The organism is Sphingobacterium prati, from assembly GCF_013167215.1.
Lineage (GTDB): Bacteria > Bacteroidota > Bacteroidia > Sphingobacteriales > Sphingobacteriaceae > Sphingobacterium > Sphingobacterium prati.
In genome coordinates this window covers 23,905-40,815 of the sequence record NZ_JABJWY010000032.1, presented here as the reverse complement: position 1 = coordinate 40,815, position 16,911 = coordinate 23,905, and the positions used below count along the sequence as shown (strand labels likewise).

Annotated in this window: 12 protein-coding genes and 4 tRNA genes; 11 read left to right on the top strand and 5 right to left on the bottom strand. The window is 42.0% G+C overall.

The annotated features are described in order from the left end of the window. Window positions 1-58: 58 nt before the first annotated feature. Complete coding sequence (locus tag HPC41_RS08540; protein WP_172393616.1) at window positions 59-1,297, top strand: thioredoxin family protein; 1,239 nt, start codon at window positions 59-61, stop codon at window positions 1,295-1,297. A 259-nt stretch (window positions 1,298-1,556) separates the two neighbouring features. After that, window positions 1,557-2,795 carry a thioredoxin family protein gene (locus HPC41_RS08535; protein ID WP_172393615.1) on the top strand — a complete coding sequence of 413 codons (1,239 nt, stop codon included), beginning with the start codon at window positions 1,557-1,559 and terminating at the stop codon, window positions 2,793-2,795. Between the two features lie 120 nt (window positions 2,796-2,915). On the opposite strand, the gene HPC41_RS08530 is transcribed toward HPC41_RS08535, so the two are convergent. Further along, a complete protein-coding gene (locus HPC41_RS08530) occupies window positions 2,916-5,039 on the bottom strand; it encodes a prolyl oligopeptidase family serine peptidase (protein WP_172393614.1) in 2,124 nt (707 codons plus the stop codon). A gap of 217 nt (window positions 5,040-5,256) precedes the next feature. Between HPC41_RS08530 and HPC41_RS08525 the strand changes: the two genes are divergently transcribed. The 9 genes from HPC41_RS08525 (at window position 5,257) to HPC41_RS08485 (ending at window position 10,867) form a co-directional block, all read left to right on the top strand. Next, the gene (locus HPC41_RS08525) at window positions 5,257-7,425 is read left to right on the top strand and encodes a M1 family metallopeptidase (RefSeq protein ID WP_172393613.1); all 2,169 of its coding nucleotides are present in this window, start codon (window positions 5,257-5,259) and stop codon (window positions 7,423-7,425) included. Window positions 7,426-7,481: 56 nt separating this feature from the next. After that, on the top strand, window positions 7,482-8,237 hold the full coding sequence (locus tag HPC41_RS08520; protein ID WP_172393612.1) for a UDP-2,3-diacylglucosamine diphosphatase: 756 nt from the start codon (window positions 7,482-7,484) through the stop codon (window positions 8,235-8,237). Then, entirely contained in the window at window positions 8,219-8,809 is a 591-nt protein-coding gene (locus HPC41_RS08515; protein ID WP_172393611.1) for a Crp/Fnr family transcriptional regulator, read from the top strand. Before HPC41_RS08520 ends, HPC41_RS08515 begins: the two co-directional genes overlap by 19 nt. Window positions 8,810-8,873: 64 nt before the next feature. Beyond that, entirely contained in the window at window positions 8,874-9,203 is a 330-nt protein-coding gene (locus tag HPC41_RS08510) for a DMT family transporter (RefSeq protein ID WP_172393610.1), read from the top strand. A 98-nt stretch (window positions 9,204-9,301) separates the two neighbouring features. Then, complete coding sequence (prfA, locus tag HPC41_RS08505) at window positions 9,302-10,375, top strand: peptide chain release factor 1 (RefSeq protein WP_172393609.1); 1,074 nt, start codon at window positions 9,302-9,304, stop codon at window positions 10,373-10,375. A 73-nt stretch (window positions 10,376-10,448) separates the two neighbouring features. After that, window positions 10,449-10,522, top strand: a tRNA-Asp gene (locus HPC41_RS08500). A gap of 61 nt (window positions 10,523-10,583) precedes the next feature. After that, window positions 10,584-10,660: transfer RNA gene (locus HPC41_RS08495), tRNA-Asp, on the top strand. A gap of 31 nt (window positions 10,661-10,691) precedes the next feature. Next, window positions 10,692-10,765: transfer RNA gene (locus HPC41_RS08490), tRNA-Asp, on the top strand. 25 nt (window positions 10,766-10,790) lie between these two features. Further along, a tRNA-Asp gene (locus HPC41_RS08485) sits at window positions 10,791-10,867 on the top strand. Between the two features lie 43 nt (window positions 10,868-10,910). On the opposite strand, the gene HPC41_RS08480 is transcribed toward HPC41_RS08485, so the two are convergent. From HPC41_RS08480 to HPC41_RS25090, 4 genes are all read right to left on the bottom strand, one after another. Beyond that, window positions 10,911-11,096, bottom strand: a complete 186-nt coding sequence (locus tag HPC41_RS08480) for a hypothetical protein (RefSeq protein WP_172393608.1) — start codon at window positions 11,094-11,096, stop codon at window positions 10,911-10,913. 12 nt (window positions 11,097-11,108) lie between these two features. Continuing rightward, complete coding sequence (locus HPC41_RS08475) at window positions 11,109-12,350, bottom strand: MFS transporter (RefSeq protein ID WP_172393607.1); 1,242 nt, start codon at window positions 12,348-12,350, stop codon at window positions 11,109-11,111. Between the two features lie 401 nt (window positions 12,351-12,751). Further along, on the bottom strand, window positions 12,752-15,562 hold the full coding sequence (locus HPC41_RS08470) for a glycoside hydrolase family 2 TIM barrel-domain containing protein (protein WP_216660714.1): 2,811 nt from the start codon (window positions 15,560-15,562) through the stop codon (window positions 12,752-12,754). Next, complete coding sequence (locus tag HPC41_RS25090; RefSeq protein WP_216660713.1) at window positions 15,510-16,799, bottom strand: sugar-binding domain-containing protein; 1,290 nt, start codon at window positions 16,797-16,799, stop codon at window positions 15,510-15,512. Before HPC41_RS25090 ends, HPC41_RS08470 begins: the two co-directional genes overlap by 53 nt. Window positions 16,800-16,911: the final 112 nt, after the last annotated feature.

Here is a 16,911-nt window from a genome sequence, read left to right as displayed (position 1 = left end):
TGTTTTCAGATTAATTTGATAACTTAAACATAATTATAAATCTAGTTGTTCAGTGAGTATGAGAAGTATAATCGCATTATGTCTTACGATTTTATTTGGGAATTTAGCACAGTCCCAGACCAAAGGGGTAAAATTTGTAGAAGGATTAAGTTGGAAACAGGTCAAAGAAAGAGCGAAGGCAGAAAATAAGTTTATCTTCGTGGAATTTTTTGCAACCTGGTGTGGCCCGTGTCAATACATGAGCAATGAAATTTTCCCACTGGAGCAGGTGGGCCAGCCCATCAATCAAAATTTTATCAGTGTCAAAGTTCAGATGGATTCTACGGAAGCTGATAATGCTGCGACAAAAAAATGGTATGCTGATGCCCGCACCATTTCCAATGAATACAATATCCAGTCATTTCCAACTTTTCTGATCTTCAATCCTGACGGAGAAGCTGTGCACCGTATCGTTGGCGCAAGTGATGCTCCCGAATTCGTCCAACATGTTACGGATGGACTATATCCCGAAACACAGTATTATACACTATTAAAAAAGTTTGATAAGAGGCCACAGGATATTTATACAGCCAAACAAATGTTAAAAGCGGCCAATATAGCCTATGACGAGAACACCGCTCGTAAAGCCGAAAACACATTAGCAAATTCTTTAGGTACAGACGAGCTTTTTAAAAAAGAAAATGTCCATATTCTATTGGCTGCCGCCAAGTTTACCAATTCAAAAGCCTTTAACCTAATTCGTAATAACAAGGAAAAAATAGACATTTTGTTGGAATCACCAGGGATTGCCAACCGTACCTTGGCTAACGTCGTGGTCAATGAACTCTTTCAAATTAAAATAGACGCCAAGCATGAACCCAACTGGGACAGTTACCAAAGCGAGCTATCTGCAAAATATCCCGACATAGATTTTGTCCCGATGTTTAAAAAGATCAAAGCACACTACTATCTTCAGGTTAAGAATTATGTGGCTATGAAAAACACGATCAATGATTATTTGTCATCTGAAGATTTCACAGCACATCAATTGAACACGTTCGCCTGGACGATCTTTAATAACAGCAATGATCCGGAATGTATCGATGCCGCAATCAGCTGGAGCAAAAAGTCAATCATGGAAGATCCCAGTTCGGCATTCTTGGATACATACGCCAACTTACTTTATAAAAAAGGAGAAAAGGATAAAGCGATCAAGTGGCAAAACAAAGCCGTAGAGATGGCCAGCGATGATGATCGTCCGATCTATCAGGAGACGTTGGACAAAATGACCAAAGGGATAAAAACCTGGGAAAATTAGAGCTCCGCTTTCACGGATTCCGCGCATGACTTTTTAAAGTATATGCTTTAAATGGAATGGACGGATCTTTAACATGTGGGATGAAAAATTCAGGCACTCCCTCGGGGAAATTGCCTTATTTTATTGATACGGATTTTTATTTCGACGAATCCATCGATGAATGTTTTAAAATAGTAAACTCTTTGATTAATTTTTTTCACAATATTTTTCTTGATCGCAATTTTAATTCCGTAAATTAACACCTAAATATCAACGGATTATGAAAAAGTTAATTTTAATTTTATTCCTGATTCCAACGCTCTTATTTGCGCAGAGTGAAGGTGTAAAATTTGAGCATGGTCTCAACTGGAATCAGATCAAAGAAAAAGCCGCCAAAGAAAACAAATTTATTTTTGTGGATTGTTTCACCACCTGGTGCGGCCCCTGTAAGTATATGGCAAGTACAATTTTTCCACAGGCTAAAGTGGGTGATTTCTTCAATGCGAAATTTATCAATGCTAAAATCCAAATGGATAAAACCAAGGACGACAACGAGGAAATAAAATCCTGGTATGCCGAAGCAGATCGTTTTGCCAAAGATTATAAAGTAAGAGCTTACCCGACTTTCTTGGTCTTCGATGCGAAAGGCAATCTTGTCCACCGCATTGTCGGTGGCGGAGAAGCAGAAGCTTTTATCGCTAAAGCCCAAAAAGCACTGGATCCAGATACGCAATATGAAACCTTATTGGCAAAATTCAATGCTGATCCCCAAAATATATCGATTGCAAAGGCCATGGCTGAAGCAGCGAAGGAAGCTTATGACCAGGAAACTCAGGCAAAAGCAGAAGGCGTTGTATTAGCTTCGCTATCAACGGATCAGATATTTACAAAAGAAAATGTTAGCTTGCTACTTTCCGCAGCTAAGGTGGTTGATTCCAAAGCGTTCAACTTAATCAAAGATAATCCAGCTAAATTTGATGCCGTTAGCGAAAAAGTAAAAGCAAACGATTTCTTGGCACAGTTACTCATCAGCAATGCTGTAAACAGCAAAATTCAGGCGAAAGAAGCCATAGATTTTCCCGCTATCGAAAAAGAGCTGGCTCAGAAATACCCAACAGTCAATACGGAAAAGGCCAGTCTGGAAATGCAACCCCGCTATTTCTCTTATACCAAAAACTATCCCGGTTTAAGAGACAGTTTTAATAAGTATATCGAAAAATATGGTTCAACGATCACAGCAATGGAATTAAACCAGATGGCTTGGTCCATCTTTGAAAACTGTGATGATCCAGCTTGTTTAAAAGCAGCTTCAGAATGGAGTAAATTATCGCTTGAGAAAGCAAAAGATACACCGATGTACTTGGATACCTTTGCAAATCTTCTTTATCGTCTAGGGGAAAAAGATCAGGCAATCAAAACACAGGAGAAAGCCATCTCACTTTTGACCACTAATGATAAAAAAGAGGATTATGTAGCAACGCTGCAAAAAATGAAAAAAGGCGAAAAAACCTGGGAATAATTCCTATCCCAAATAAAATATAAAGTCCAGATCAACAAGCTTGATCTGGACTTTTTTATTGAATTTCGGGTACAGCTATCTACAGCCAAAAGCAGACTGCAGATCGTTCCTCCGATGTTCTTATTTTAATTCTTTAACACCCATATTCCAGAGTGCAAAAGCATACTTGTCAACCGTACTATTGATCAACACTTCAGTAGACCGGCCAGCACCATGTCCTGCCTTTGTTTCGATACGGATCAACACCGGATTAGCACAAGCCTGTTTGGCTTGTAATTCGGAGGCAAACTTATAAGAGTGCGCCGGAACAACGCGGTCATCATGATCACCGGTCAATACCATGGTTGCCGGATAACAAACACCTGCTTTCACATTGTGCACGGGTGAATACGCTTTCAGGTAATCAAACATCTCTTTGCTGTCGGCGACTGTACCATAATCGTAGGACCAACCAGCACCAGCGGTGAACGTATGATAACGCAACATATCCAATACCCCGACCTCTGGTAGCGCAACTTTAGCCACCTTAGGGTCGATGGTCATTGTCGCTCCAACAAGCAACCCACCATTGGAACCGCCTGACAAAGCCGTATATTCAGGCGAAGTATAGCCATTCTCCTGTAGATAATGTGCTGCTGCAATAAAATCGTTAAATACATTTAACTTATTGAATTGTCTGCCGCCATCATGCCACCTTTGACCATATTCACCGCCACCGCGCAAATTTGGAACAGCATACACCCCACCATTTGCCAACCAGACCGCAACAGAAGTACTGAAAGCTGGCGTCAGGCTGATATTAAATCCACCATAACCGTAAACAATTGTTGGATTTTTGCCGTTCAAAACCAGCCCTTTCTTATAGGTAATAATCATGGGCACTTTCGTTCCGTCCTTGGAGGTATAAAACACTTGCTTCGATTCATATTGATTACTGTCAAATTTGACTTTCGGTTTGATATAAAGAGACGATTGCCCGGAGTTGACATCAAACTTATAACTCGATGAAGGCGTAATATAATTCGAGAATCCAAAGTAGATTTCCTTTTCCTTTTTCTTACCCGAAAACCCACTCGCGGTCCCGATACCCGGCAATTCGATCTGTCTGATTTTTTTACCTGTATAATCGTATTGGATCACAACAGAGACAGCGTCTTTCAAATAATTTGCGAATAGATAACCACCGCCCGTGCTGATCGAAAGTACATTTTCAGTTTCAGGAATGACATCTTTCCAGTTTTCCTTGCCCGGTTGTTTTAGATCAACTTTCACCAAGCGGTTATTGGCTGCCTTATAATTTGTTTCCAATAGAAAAGTATCCCCGATATTATCGACTACGCCCGTATTGGCATCAAAATGATCCTGTAAGCAAATAATTTTGCTATTGGGTTGACTCAGATCCTGGTAATACAGTTCATTTCCGGTTGTTGTATTGGCGGCAGAGATAATCAGATAACGTTGGTCATCCGTCAATGAAGCACCGACATAACGTCTAGGTGTCGCCGAACCGCCGAAAATTAACTGATCTGTAGATTGTGCTGTTTTGAGTTTATGGTAATACAATTTATGCTGATCGGTCTTCTCAGATAGTTCCGATCCCTTGGGTTTATCGTAACTAGAATAATAAAATCCGTCGTTACCCTTCCAGGCGATCCCAGAAAACTTCACATCGACAAGCGTCTCCCCTACTGGAGCTTTATCCTTGGCATTCAATACAATTACTTTTCTCCAGTCTGAGCCGCCCTCAGAGATCGAATAAGCAACCAAACTTCCGTCCTTTGAAAAAGAAACATCGGCCAGGGAAGTCGATCCATCTTTTGAAAACGTATTTGGATCAAGAAAAATCTCTTCCACACCATTCTCGCCTTGCTTACGGTAAAGAACGGAATGTTGCTGAAGCCCATTATTCTTAAAGAAATAGGTATAGGCGCCTTCTTTGAAAGGCGTTCCTATTTTCTCGTAATTCCAGATTTCCGTTAATTGTTCTTTCAACTTCGATCGGAAAGGAATCGTATTTAGATAATCAAAAGTGACTTTATTTTCAGCCTGGACCCAACTTTTAGTTTCTGCTGATCGATCATCTTCCAACCAACGATAGGGGTCTGCTACTTTCTCGCCCCAGAATTCGTCTACGACAGAGCCCTTGCTAGTCGTTGGATATTTCAATTGTTGTCCACAAACCGTCGTTGCAGTGCCAGTCATACCGATCATCATCAGAATAAGGCCAATTTTTTTATTTATCATAAAAAACTTTATACTTGTTTCATCCAAAAATAACAAATATAATTTCAGATTTCATAGAGATAGTTTAAAGTAATGTCATTATTACGGATCTTAAAAAACAATTCAAGCCCCGTAACCAAAGAGCAGGTATTGGCCTTGATGGAATATCCCGGATGGTTATTTTTACATCCGCTGATTTTTTTTTTAGCTTTATTTAAATCTTCTTAATTATTCAACAATGCGCAAAAGAATCGCTTTCCTTTACTTGGTCATATCCATTTCTGCTATTGGTATGAGTCAAGCGCAGCAGCTTTCAATGGATCAGCACTATCGTTCCACCCCCACTAAGGTGAACAACCTTATCCATACCAAACTCGATGTCCACTTTGATTATAAAAATCAATTTTTGAACGGAAAAGAATGGGTCACGCTACAACCGCATTTCTACCCAACGGATTCACTGCGTTTAGACGCCAAAGGCATGGATATCAAGAAAATTGCGTTAGTCAGTGGTCAACAGCTCGTTCCTTTAAAATATACGTACGACAATAGTTCCCTGCTAATCAGACTGGATCGCAATTACCTTTCAAATGAGAAATATACGATATACCTTGATTATACGGCCAAACCAAATCTATTAAAAGCACAAGGCAGTGCGGCAATTAATGATGCAAAAGGGCTTTATTTTATCAATCCCGATGAAAGCATGCCGAATAAACCGCGGCAGATCTGGACTCAAGGCGAGACAGAGGCATCTTCAGCCTGGTTTCCTACAATTGACCGTCCAAACCAGAAGACAACAGCAGAAATATCCATGACTGTTTTGGACAATTACACTAGTCTATCCAATGGTGCCCTGGTCAATCAGCAAAAAAATAACGACGGAACGCGTACCGATACCTGGAAAATGGATCTTCCACATGCACCTTACCTGTTTATGATGGCCGTTGGAGATTTTAAGATCTATCACGATAAATACAATAATATCCCTGTTGATTATTACCTGGAACCGAAGTATGCGCCTTATGCGAAAGATATCTTTGGTAAAACTCCGGCCATGATGGATTTCTATGGTAAAACCTTAGGCGTTCCTTACCCTTGGAACAAGTATGCACAGATCGTCTGTCGCGATTATGTTTCTGGCGCCATGGAAAATACCACGGCGACCTTACATGGTGAACATGTTCAAAAGACCAAACGAGAACTTTTGGATGACAACGAAGAAGGTACTATTGCGCATGAGCTGTTCCATCAGTGGTTTGGTGATCTGGTGACGGCCGAATCCTGGTCCAACCTAACGATGAACGAATCTTTTGCAACCTTTGGTGAAATCATCTGGCATGAACATGATGGAGGGAAGGAAAAAGGTGATAAATCTAGATTTGAAAAACTACAATCATACCTCAAATCAACGCTAAATGGTAATAGTCCAGCACTTGCGCGATACTATTACCACGACAAAGAAGATATGTTTGACAATATCAGCTATGCGAAAGGTTCGTTGATATTATATGCCTTAAAACAACAGATGGGCGATACGGCGTTCTATCAATCACTCAAAAAATACTTAACCGAAAACTCTTTCAAAACGGGGGAGCCACAACAGTTGCGCCTTGCAATGGAAGAAGTTACGGGTAAAGACTGGGCTCCGTATTTCAACCAGTGGTATTACAAAGGTGGTCATCCGATCCTCAAAGTAACCCGCAAAAATGAGAACAATATGCTTGTCCTCAACATCGATCAAGTGCAAGATTCCGCGATTCAGACGTTCCAATTATCGCTTGTTATTGACATTTATACCAAGGAAGGAAAAATCAGCAAGACGGTACAGCTCAACCAACGCACCACGCAGTTTACTATTCCCCTAGCAAGTGCCCTGGAATTTATTGATATCGATCCCGAAAAAACACTTGTCGGCGAGATCCGTATCGATAAAACCGAAGCCGATTATCGCTATCAATATGAACATGCTCCTTCTTTTGCCAACCGTGTTGCTGCAGTATTATTTGCCTTTAAAAATCCAAAAAACAAGTTTGGACAAGCGTTATTGACACAAGCATTGGCTGACAGCGATCCCGACCTTGTAGCGATGGCTATTCAGGGGATTGAGCTAACCGATCCAACTGTACACAAATCGACAGAAAAATTGATCGCATCGCTAGCCGAGAAATCAACAGCATCAATTATACGTGCATCAGCGATCGCTAAACTGGCTGGACTAAAAAGTAAAAAATATGAATCCCTGGTATTGAACGGTCTAAAAGATCAATCCTATATGGTTATTGCCAGCACATTAATGGCCATTAAAGCGAACTATCCTGCGCAACTACAACAGGCACTCAAGCGCGTTGACGCAGATGCAGCTGAATATCTAAAGGCCCACATCGCAAACCTATCCAAATCATAAAATATATTGTGGGAGCGCATTTTGTATTCGCTTCCATTTTCTTTAGATTTGGGCACATGTCAACAAGAAAAAAAATCTATTTTGCCTCAGACTTCCACCTGGGATCCCATCCAGTGGAACGTTCGCGCGAAAGAGAACGGTCTATTATTCAGTGGCTCGACGAGATCAAAGTTGATGCCGCACAACTCTATCTTGTTGGCGATATTTTCGATTTTTGGTTTGAATATGCAACTGTAGTACCGAAAGGTTACATCCGTTTTTTGGGCAAACTAGCGGAAATTGCCGACCTGGGCATCGCAATTACATTATTCAAGGGCAACCACGATATGTGGATGTTTGATTACCTTAAGAAGGAATTACACGCACAGATCATTGACAATGAGCTGGAACTTGAACTCGACAACAAACGTTTTTATATTCACCATGGCGATGGCTTAGGTTCGGGTGACTACAAATATAAATTGCTCAAGAAAGTATTTCGGAGCCGTATCTGCCAATGGTTATTTGCACGATTGCATCCCAACCTAGGGATAGGCATCGCCACCCGATGGTCCAAGCATAGCAGACTCTCCAATAATGAAGATGAGAAATTTCTAGGTGAAGACAAAGAATGGCTGATCGGTCACGCCAAGGAAATCGAGCGTAAACAACACCACGATTTCTATCTATTTGGTCATAGGCACCTTCCCTACGATGTCCAACTGGGTACTGAAAGCCGTATTGTCAACTTGGGTGAATGGATCAATTACTATACCTATGCGGTATGGGATGGAGAAACCTTACGTTTGGAAAAATGGGAGAAAAAATCGTAATTTCCTTAGCAGACTGCTTGTTGGGCTATCATTTTTTACAGTCTGAAAGCATCAATAAACTGGAGCAGATCAGTGAAAAACTTATCTGCAAAAGGAATAATCTACTGATCAGACAAGATAAGATACAGAAAGACATTTATTTTTTGGCTTCCGGACTTGCACGTGTTTATTACGAAACTGCAGATAGACAGATCACCTTAGACTTTGTCTCTCCCGGTGGCACATTAATTTCGATGAACAGTTATGTCCATGATACACCGGGATATGAAAACATCGATCTACTGGAAGACAGTATTGTCTACCGAATTGACCAAAAACAGCTTTTTGCTCTTTACGAAAGTGATATTGCTCTAGCCAACTGGGGAAGGAAAATGGCTGAACTGGAATTTATCAAAGCCGAACAGCGAACCATGTCCAAACTTTTTAATACGGCGCAAGAACGATATGCTGAACTGTTGAAAAAATACCCACAATACATACAACGGATCAAACTTGGCTACATAGCGTCCTATCTAGGGGTTAGCCAGGTGACTCTCAGCCGTATCCGGGCAAATATCCTTTCAAATTTTTAACATTTGTTAAAATTATTTTGCGGGAAAACCTAGAACTTTGTTCCTGAAACAAAAAAACAGAAATATGAACTGGGTATTTTTAATTCTTGGCGGACTATGCGAAATTGGTTTTACCACCTGCTTGGGGAAAGCCAAGGATGCACAGGGCAATGCACAATGGCTTTGGTATGGAGCCTTTGTTGTTTTCCTATTCGCAAGTATGGGCTTGTTGATCAAAGCTACACAAACGCTTCCTCTTGGAACAGCCTACGCCGTATGGACCGGTATTGGTGCTGTCGGAACGGTTTTAATGGGTATTATCTTCTTTAAAGAACCAGCAGATTTCTGGCGCATATTCTTTATTTTCACACTGATTGCTTCCATTGTCGGCCTAAAAGCAGTTTCCTCTCATTAATAGCTGGCTAGGTAGTTCAAAAGCAACAAAATTTCCTTACTTTTGTACTCTCAATAGTAATCTAGGTCATAAATTCCTAGAAGAAGCATTTTTGATATATGTTAGATAAATTACAAGCGATCAAAGAAAGATGGGAAGAAGTGGAAGCTGAATTAAGCAACCCTGACACCATGCAAGATATGAAACGTTTTGCCAAATTAAATAAAGAATACAAGGATTTGGGCAAAATCGTGGACCAATACCATATTTATAGAAATGTGGTCAGTAATATTGATACCAATAAGGACATCATCATGAACGAGAAGGATCAGGAACTTCGTGAGATGGCCAAGGAAGAATTGGACCTATTATTGGTTGAAAAGGAAGAAAAAGAAGAAGAAATCCGGTTGATGTTGATCCCTAAGGATCCGGAGGATGCCAAAAATGCCATTATCGAGATTCGTGGCGGAACTGGTGGTGACGAGGCGGCTTTATTTGCTGGCGACCTTTACCGCATGTATACCCGTTATTTTGAGACAAAAGGCTGGCGTAACGAGGTAATGGATGTGACCGAAGGTACTTCAGGCGGTTACAAAGAGGTTATCCTCAAAGTAATCGGTGAGGATGCTTATGGTCAATTGAAATATGAATCCGGAGTACATCGTGTACAACGTGTTCCCGATACGGAAACACAAGGCCGTGTACATACATCTGCAGCATCGGTAGCGGTATTGCCAGAAGCAGAAGAGGTGGATGTTGAAATCAATCCGGGCGATATTGAATTGCAGACCTCTCGTTCAGGTGGTGCCGGAGGGCAGAACGTGAATAAAGTGGAAACGAAAGTACAGCTGACGCACAAACCTTCGGGTATTGTTGTTGTTTGTCAAGTCGAACGCTCTCAATTGGCCAACCGCGAGCTGGCAATGGAGATGCTCCGCAACAAACTTTACGAACTTGAATTGAACAAAAAGAACGGTGATATTGCAGCAAAAAGAAAAACTTTGGTATCTACAGGAGACCGGTCTGCAAAAATCCGCACCTATAATTATCCACAAGGTCGAGTGACTGAACATCGTATCGGTATGACAATGTACAACCTACCTGCAATTATGGATGGTGATATTCAAGGAATTATCGATGCACTGCAGTTTGCAGAGAATGCGGAGAAGATGAAAGACGGCCAAGTAGACTAGTTTTTTTTCAAAAAATCTTTGCAGATACGTAAACAAACGCTATATTTGCACACCTTCTGAGGAGAAGGGTTGAGGTCTGGTAGTTCAGCTGGTTAGAATACATGCCTGTCACGCATGGGGTCGCGGGTTCGAGTCCCGTCCAGACCGCTTCAAAAAAAGAGAGTAATCTCGGTAAGTTCTTTAACAAAATAAGTTTTTAAGATTTTTAGGTCTGGTAGTTCAGCTGGTTAGAATACATGCCTGTCACGCATGGGGTCGCGGGTTCGAGTCCCGTCCAGACCGCCAAAAATTATTAAAAACAACCTTTAAGATTTTAGGTCTGGTAGTTCAGCTGGTTAGAATACATGCCTGTCACGCATGGGGTCGCGGGTTCGAGTCCCGTCCAGACCGCTAAAATTTTAAAAAACACCTTGTTGGTCTGGTAGTTCAGCTGGTTAGAATACATGCCTGTCACGCATGGGGTCGCGGGTTCGAGTCCCGTCCAGACCGCCAAACAAAAAAAAGCATCATTTGAATAAAATGATGCTTTTTTTTGTTACACGAATTCCTTCACCTGTCTTTTTATTTCATATTGCGTCGCTTCCGAAAGACAATGCTTGATCTCATCGATCAGCTCTTGTGTACGGGACACTTTGAAGCGCCCAAGGTCAATCTTTGGATCATTTCCTTGCAGCGTACATTTGGAATAGACAGCAGCCTGCTCATATTGTTGAGCATCCAAAGTACGGCTATCTTAAGTCACCTGACGTCTTCGATTAATCATCCTACTGACACGATACAACATAAATATGCTCACAACGGAGAGTAGAACGACAATAATTCCCAGTGTCGGATAATGCTCCAACGGACTTTCCTTGGTCTGTTGCACAATGATAACCCCGGCAAGGGAGGCTGCTATTCCCCCAGCCAACTGTTGTAAGGACGAACTAATGCTCATAAATGCCCCTCTGTCTTTCATCTCAGGAACCGCACTGATCAAAGCCGAAGAGGGCGTCATACGGCTCAGAATACCAGCCATCATCAGTATATTCAAAAAGATGACCAAATAAAATGGCGTAACCCCCAAATTTGTATAAATCAACACGACAACCATCAACCATAGCGATGCGAAAGCAAAGATTTTAAATTTATCGTAACGGTCGCTTAATTTACCAACGATAGGCATAATAATCAATGAAGCAATACCGGATATCATAAATAACATGGGCAGCTGCTCATGACTAACGTTCAGATTATTGACGGCGAAAGCACTTCCAAAAGGCATCATCATATAACCGCCGATGGAGAGCAGCGCAGTAGCCAAAAAGCCTATGCGATATTCCTTTTGTGAAAAAGTAGTCCAAAGATGTTTAAGTGCCGATTGACGCTTCTGGAGACCGATATGTGCGGTAATAGGAATTAATTTAACCGCAATGATAATGACAATAACCAAAGCCATTACTGCGATCCACAGGAAAGCACTGTGCCAGCCCCAATTATTTGCGATATACAGCCCTATTGGAATCCCCAGAACCTGGCTGGCGCCAAAGCCCATCTGCACAAAGCCCATGACGCGTCCTCTTTGCTGAAGCGTAAATATATCAGTAATAATAGCCATCGAAATAGACCCAATGACACCGCCAAATAATCCGGTCACCACACGCGCTGCAACCAGTGTCCAATAGTCATTGGCGAAACTGCAGAAGAAGGTCCCAATAATGAAACCGGAATAAAAAAACAGCAAAAGCTTCTTCCGGTCGAAGCGATCCGCAAAACCTGCCGTTAGCAGGCCTGACGTGCCCGCACTAAAAGCGTAGGCCGAAACTGCAACCCCAAATTGAGCTGGTTTTAGATCGATGGCTTTCATCAAAATATCGCCCATCGGAGACATCACCATAAAATCAAGTACGACGGTAAATTGTGTAATCGCCAGCAAAAACACAACGAGTTTTTGGTACGCCGTAAACGGGGCATTCGCCTGTTGGTCTATTTCCATACGATAACGTTGATCTTGGTTTAAACTGGGTTAAAAATACAGAAGCGCCGCAACATTCTAACTAATAAGTTTATAAAAATTATTTATATTTCATTTTAACACGCTTAAATCCATTTTTTTTTACCAAATCCTATGGTGTTTTGGTAGACCTACAGCCAACATTTTACAATTCTTACCCGACCCCTATCGGTAAATTCGCGGTCAACGCCCAAGCTACCATGTAATAAGCAAACCCACTGGATTTAATTTACCCACTACCTTACTTCTCTCGCAGAAACAGCTGATTTTATTAAAGCCTATTGCATCCGTAAAAACAGCTAAGCTACTCAAGTCAGCAACTATAATAAAAAAGCCAGCCCTTCTGTTTCAAGTGCTGGCTTTCATCGCTTTTAACACGTTTTTTATTCGGCAATAACAGCAAATTCAGCTCCTGAAGCGAAATCATCACCATGTTGCGAACTCAATGCTATAAAGCGGATATAACGTCCTTTGACAGGCTTTTCAAACCGAACGGTTTTGAGTTTCTTACTCCGTTCGAATGTGCCCGACATCAGGTCTTCCCAATTTTTGCCATCTTTACTTATCTGAATCTTATAATCCTTGATATCGCCATTCGCGCCATCCGGTCTCGGTAAAAAAGTAAAGCCTTTGATTGTTTTCACACTCGCGGCATCGAAATCAACCCAATGCGGATATTGAGCGACGGTGACTGAATACATTGTATGCCAGATCGACGAAGGATCTCCATCCAATAGGTTCTTGGCATCACCTTCACCAGTCTCCTGGCTGGAAGCAAAGACCACTTCCATCGGAACCGTCTCGATCTTGCCGTATTGTTGTGTTACTTTTAGTTTTTCATTCTCCTGATACCAGGCCGTTATTGTTCCGCCCTGACGCAGATCAAAAGCATTCGTATAGGTATTTGCTTTTCCGTTATTCACCGTATACAGCACAGTCTCCGCTTTATTTCCCGAAAGAATGGACACTTCACCGGTCGAACTTCTGGCAAAAGAAATCGGGGCATCACCCGCCGTAGCCACCTGTGCTTTGGCCAAGTAGTCATTTTGTCGGATCGGACGGATAATAAATCCTATTGACGTTGGTACAGCTTTCACACGGTCTTTTTCCAATGGCGGCCCTTGACCGCAGCTATTACCGCCCAGACCGGTGACCGCAGCGTCTAGGTGCAAATGCACTCCCGAACTCTTTGGTAGCTGATAAGGGTGCGGTGCAAATGTCAATTCCAGTTCGCTGTATTCCAAAGCGGATGTCGCAAGATGTTCTTTCGCAATGAAGACCGCCCCTTGCCCATCCTTATTGGTCAGGGATGTCCAGCGCACGTCCTCATTGTTACTCATATTCTGCGGATTGGGCCATGATACGAACTGATCTTTCACTGTACTTTTATGCAATTCAATAAATTGTGCCGTTTTTCGATCCGCATAGTTATTGATCGGGCCACGTCCATAATAGGTATAGTTGCCAAATTCACCCGGCAATTGCAAGGAATAGCCCAGTCTAGCCAATACGACACTTGCATTGTTTGAAGTGATACTAGACGACAATTCAATCGAACCATCTTGGTATATCGTCCAGATCTGATTGCTCGTAAATTTGAAATCATCATTGCTAAACGGTTTATCCGTATGTGCTTTGAGGGTATATGTTCCTGATGTTCCACCTAACAATGAAGCTCCATAGGGAGCCTGAGACTCGATTGTAAATGCCAAAACTATTGTCCCGTCTTTCTTCGTATAGCTATTTGAAGACAATACTTTATGTTTTAAGTTGTGTAAGCCCTTTTCAAACCATTGCTGATAAGCCCAGTTATCATTATCAACAGGCGCACGCAATGCATCCAGTTTAGGTCCTTCACCATCACGTATAATTTGCTTATCAGCATACGCCAAACTATAGATTGACCCAGTCTTATTATCAAATTTTGCGACAAACTGATCCCCCTTCACGACCTGAAGCTCACCTTCCTTGGAAAGTACGGGATTTTTACCTTTGGCAACAGTCGAAATCAACGGTTTATTTTCCGCGGCTTTGACAAACAGCTGCTCTTCCATTTGGACAAAACCCCTATTTGCCCATGGCTTATCCTCGTTGAGCAAAAATTGAACCTTGACAAAATATTCAGATCCCACATCCAATTTAGCGTATTCGATCGGTAGGACAACTTGTTTTTTCTGGCGCGCTTTGGGTAGATCAGCAGAGGCTATTGTACCCGTGCTTCCAGCAACAGCTACCCCATCTTTGAACAGTGACCATTGAACCTGATAGTCACTAAGATCTTTGAAATAGTTTTTATTGAATAGCTCAATTTTTCCCTGTGGAATATCAACGGCCTTAACGCCTACATTTTGATAAACCTTTTTGACCTCAAAATACTGAGGTTTGGGTTTCATATCGGCAAAGATCAATCCATTGTTGACGAAAGTACCGTCATTCGGCTTATCCCCAAAATCACCACCATAAGCCATAAAGCGGTCGCCAGTTTTCTTATCGTAGTAATACATGGCTTGGTCGATCCAATCCCAGATTGCGCCGCCCATAAAGAAGTTGGTCGATTCGATGGCTTCCCAGTAATCAATTAAGTTACCGACAGCATTTCCCATGGAGTGCGCGTACTCAGAAATATGGAAAGGGTACTTCAGCTTGTAGGTTCCTTTGACAGCCCCTCTGACCCAGTCAATGGAGGGATACTGATTTGAGCCCATATCTACGATCGCGTTGTTGCGTTCGTACTGAACAGGTCTTGAGGTATCTATTTTCTTGATCGCATCATAAGCCGCTACAAAATTATCTCCGGGACCAGCCTCGTTACCAAGTGACCAGATCACGATAGAAGGATGGTTGATGGTGGCATGCACCATTTCAATATTCCGTGCTACATGGGCATTTTTCCATTCAGGAACATGAGAAAGCGATTCCTTTCCATAATAGTATTGATGGCTTTCAATATTAGCCTCATCCTCCAGATAGATACCGTATTTGTCACAAAGGTAGTACCAATAGGGCGGTTCCGGATAGTGTGAATTGCGCACATGATTGATATTGGCACTTTTCATCAGCTTTACCTCGGCTTCCATCTGCTCCCGGGTGACGACTTTTCCATGTTCAGGATTCGTCTCATGGCGGTTCACACCTTTCAGCTTAACCGTTTTTTCCGTTGATGTAGTAATAACGTCCGGCAAGACCAAATTCATCGTCAGATGCCTTGGTATCTTTAATTTCAACCTTCCGAAACCCGACATAAGTGGAAACCGTTTCAACCGTTTTATTTTTCTTGTCCTTTAATTCTGCTATTAAGGTATACCGATAGGGAAGTTCAGCGGACCATTTATCTGGATTTTTGACCGCTAATGTCGCTTCGATGCTATTCGAAGCCTTCGCATCCAACTGTGGAACGACAGCAGACACTTCAGCCTGATCTACCAAGGTATTTTCATCGCTATACAGTTTATTCTTATACAAGGAATAAACAACCTTATACCCTTCAGCTTTCTTACTGCCCAAATTACGGACGGTACCGGTAATTTTCAATGCACCATCCTCATAGTGGTCATCCAATGTCGGAATTGCTGCCAGATCACGAATTTGGATGTTGGGTGTTGAAGTCAGGGATACATCGCGAAATATTCCCGGCAAGCGAAACATATCCTGGTCTTCCAAGAATGATGCGTCCGAGCTGCGATAGACTTCTACCGCCAACACGTTCTCCCCGTCTTTTTTTAAGAAAGGAGAAATATTAAATGAAGCGAGGTTTCTGGAATTTTTTGAAAAGCCAATATATTTGCCATTCACCCAAAGGTAGAAAAATGAGTCTACCCCATCAAAATTGAGAAATACCTCACGACCGTCCCAATCCTTCGGAACGGTAAAATTACGGCGGTATGAACCGACTTCATTACGGTATACATAAGTGGTCCAATCTTGCGGAGGTGTACGCATCACCCCTCCACGCCAGTCATCTACCTTGACCTGGTGTTGAAAAATCACGCGCTGGTTGGTGTAAATAGGCACACCATACTTTAAGCTGCCATCCTTCTGAATACCAAATATGTTCCAGCTCATTGGAACGGGTACTGACTCCCAGGCATTAACATCATAGTTAGGATCATAAAAATCCTTTGGCCGTTCATCCGGTGCCTTGACCCAATGGAACTTCCAGGAACCGTTGAGTGAGCGCCAAAAGTTACTATACTCGGGAAGTACTTTTCTTGCGGTTTCGACGTTTGAAAAGGAAAAGAATGAAGCGTGTGGTAATTCCTTATTGAGGGATAGCAATTGTGGCGATTCCCATTCATTCCCTTTTGGAGATAGCATATTTTCATATTGGAAGCCTGCGATAGGGGCCGTGAATGACTGTGCTCTTGTTGAAGTCGAATGAAGGGTCAGCAACGAAGCCAGCAAGGTTGAAAAAATAACGGATTTTCTTAACATAATGTATTTAAGCATTTTAGTTCAGGAAACCAAATGTAACTTCATTTAAGAGGAATAACAAGCAGATTATTAAAGCACTCGATTGCGAAACTTTTTCGATACATAGAAAAAG

Coding starts and splice junctions, on each gene's coding strand:
- HPC41_RS08475 (WP_172393607.1), bottom strand. CDS start 12,350: ATGGAAATAGACCAACAGGCGAATGCCCCGTTTACGGCGTACCAAAAA.
- HPC41_RS08510 (WP_172393610.1), top strand. CDS start 8,874: ATGAACTGGGTATTTTTAATTCTTGGCGGACTATGCGAAATTGGTTTT.
- HPC41_RS25090 (WP_216660713.1), bottom strand. CDS start 16,799: ATGTTAAGAAAATCCGTTATTTTTTCAACCTTGCTGGCTTCGTTGCTG.
- HPC41_RS08515 (WP_172393611.1), top strand. CDS start 8,219: ATGGGAGAAAAAATCGTAATTTCCTTAGCAGACTGCTTGTTGGGCTAT.
- HPC41_RS08540 (WP_172393616.1), top strand. CDS start 59: ATGAGAAGTATAATCGCATTATGTCTTACGATTTTATTTGGGAATTTA.
- prfA (WP_172393609.1), top strand. CDS start 9,302: ATGTTAGATAAATTACAAGCGATCAAAGAAAGATGGGAAGAAGTGGAA.
- HPC41_RS08520 (WP_172393612.1), top strand. CDS start 7,482: ATGTCAACAAGAAAAAAAATCTATTTTGCCTCAGACTTCCACCTGGGA.
- HPC41_RS08470 (WP_216660714.1), bottom strand. CDS start 15,562: ATGAATTTGGTCTTGCCGGACGTTATTACTACATCAACGGAAAAAACG.
- HPC41_RS08530 (WP_172393614.1), bottom strand. CDS start 5,039: ATGATAAATAAAAAAATTGGCCTTATTCTGATGATGATCGGTATGACT.
- HPC41_RS08525 (WP_172393613.1), top strand. CDS start 5,257: ATGCGCAAAAGAATCGCTTTCCTTTACTTGGTCATATCCATTTCTGCT.
- HPC41_RS08535 (WP_172393615.1), top strand. CDS start 1,557: ATGAAAAAGTTAATTTTAATTTTATTCCTGATTCCAACGCTCTTATTT.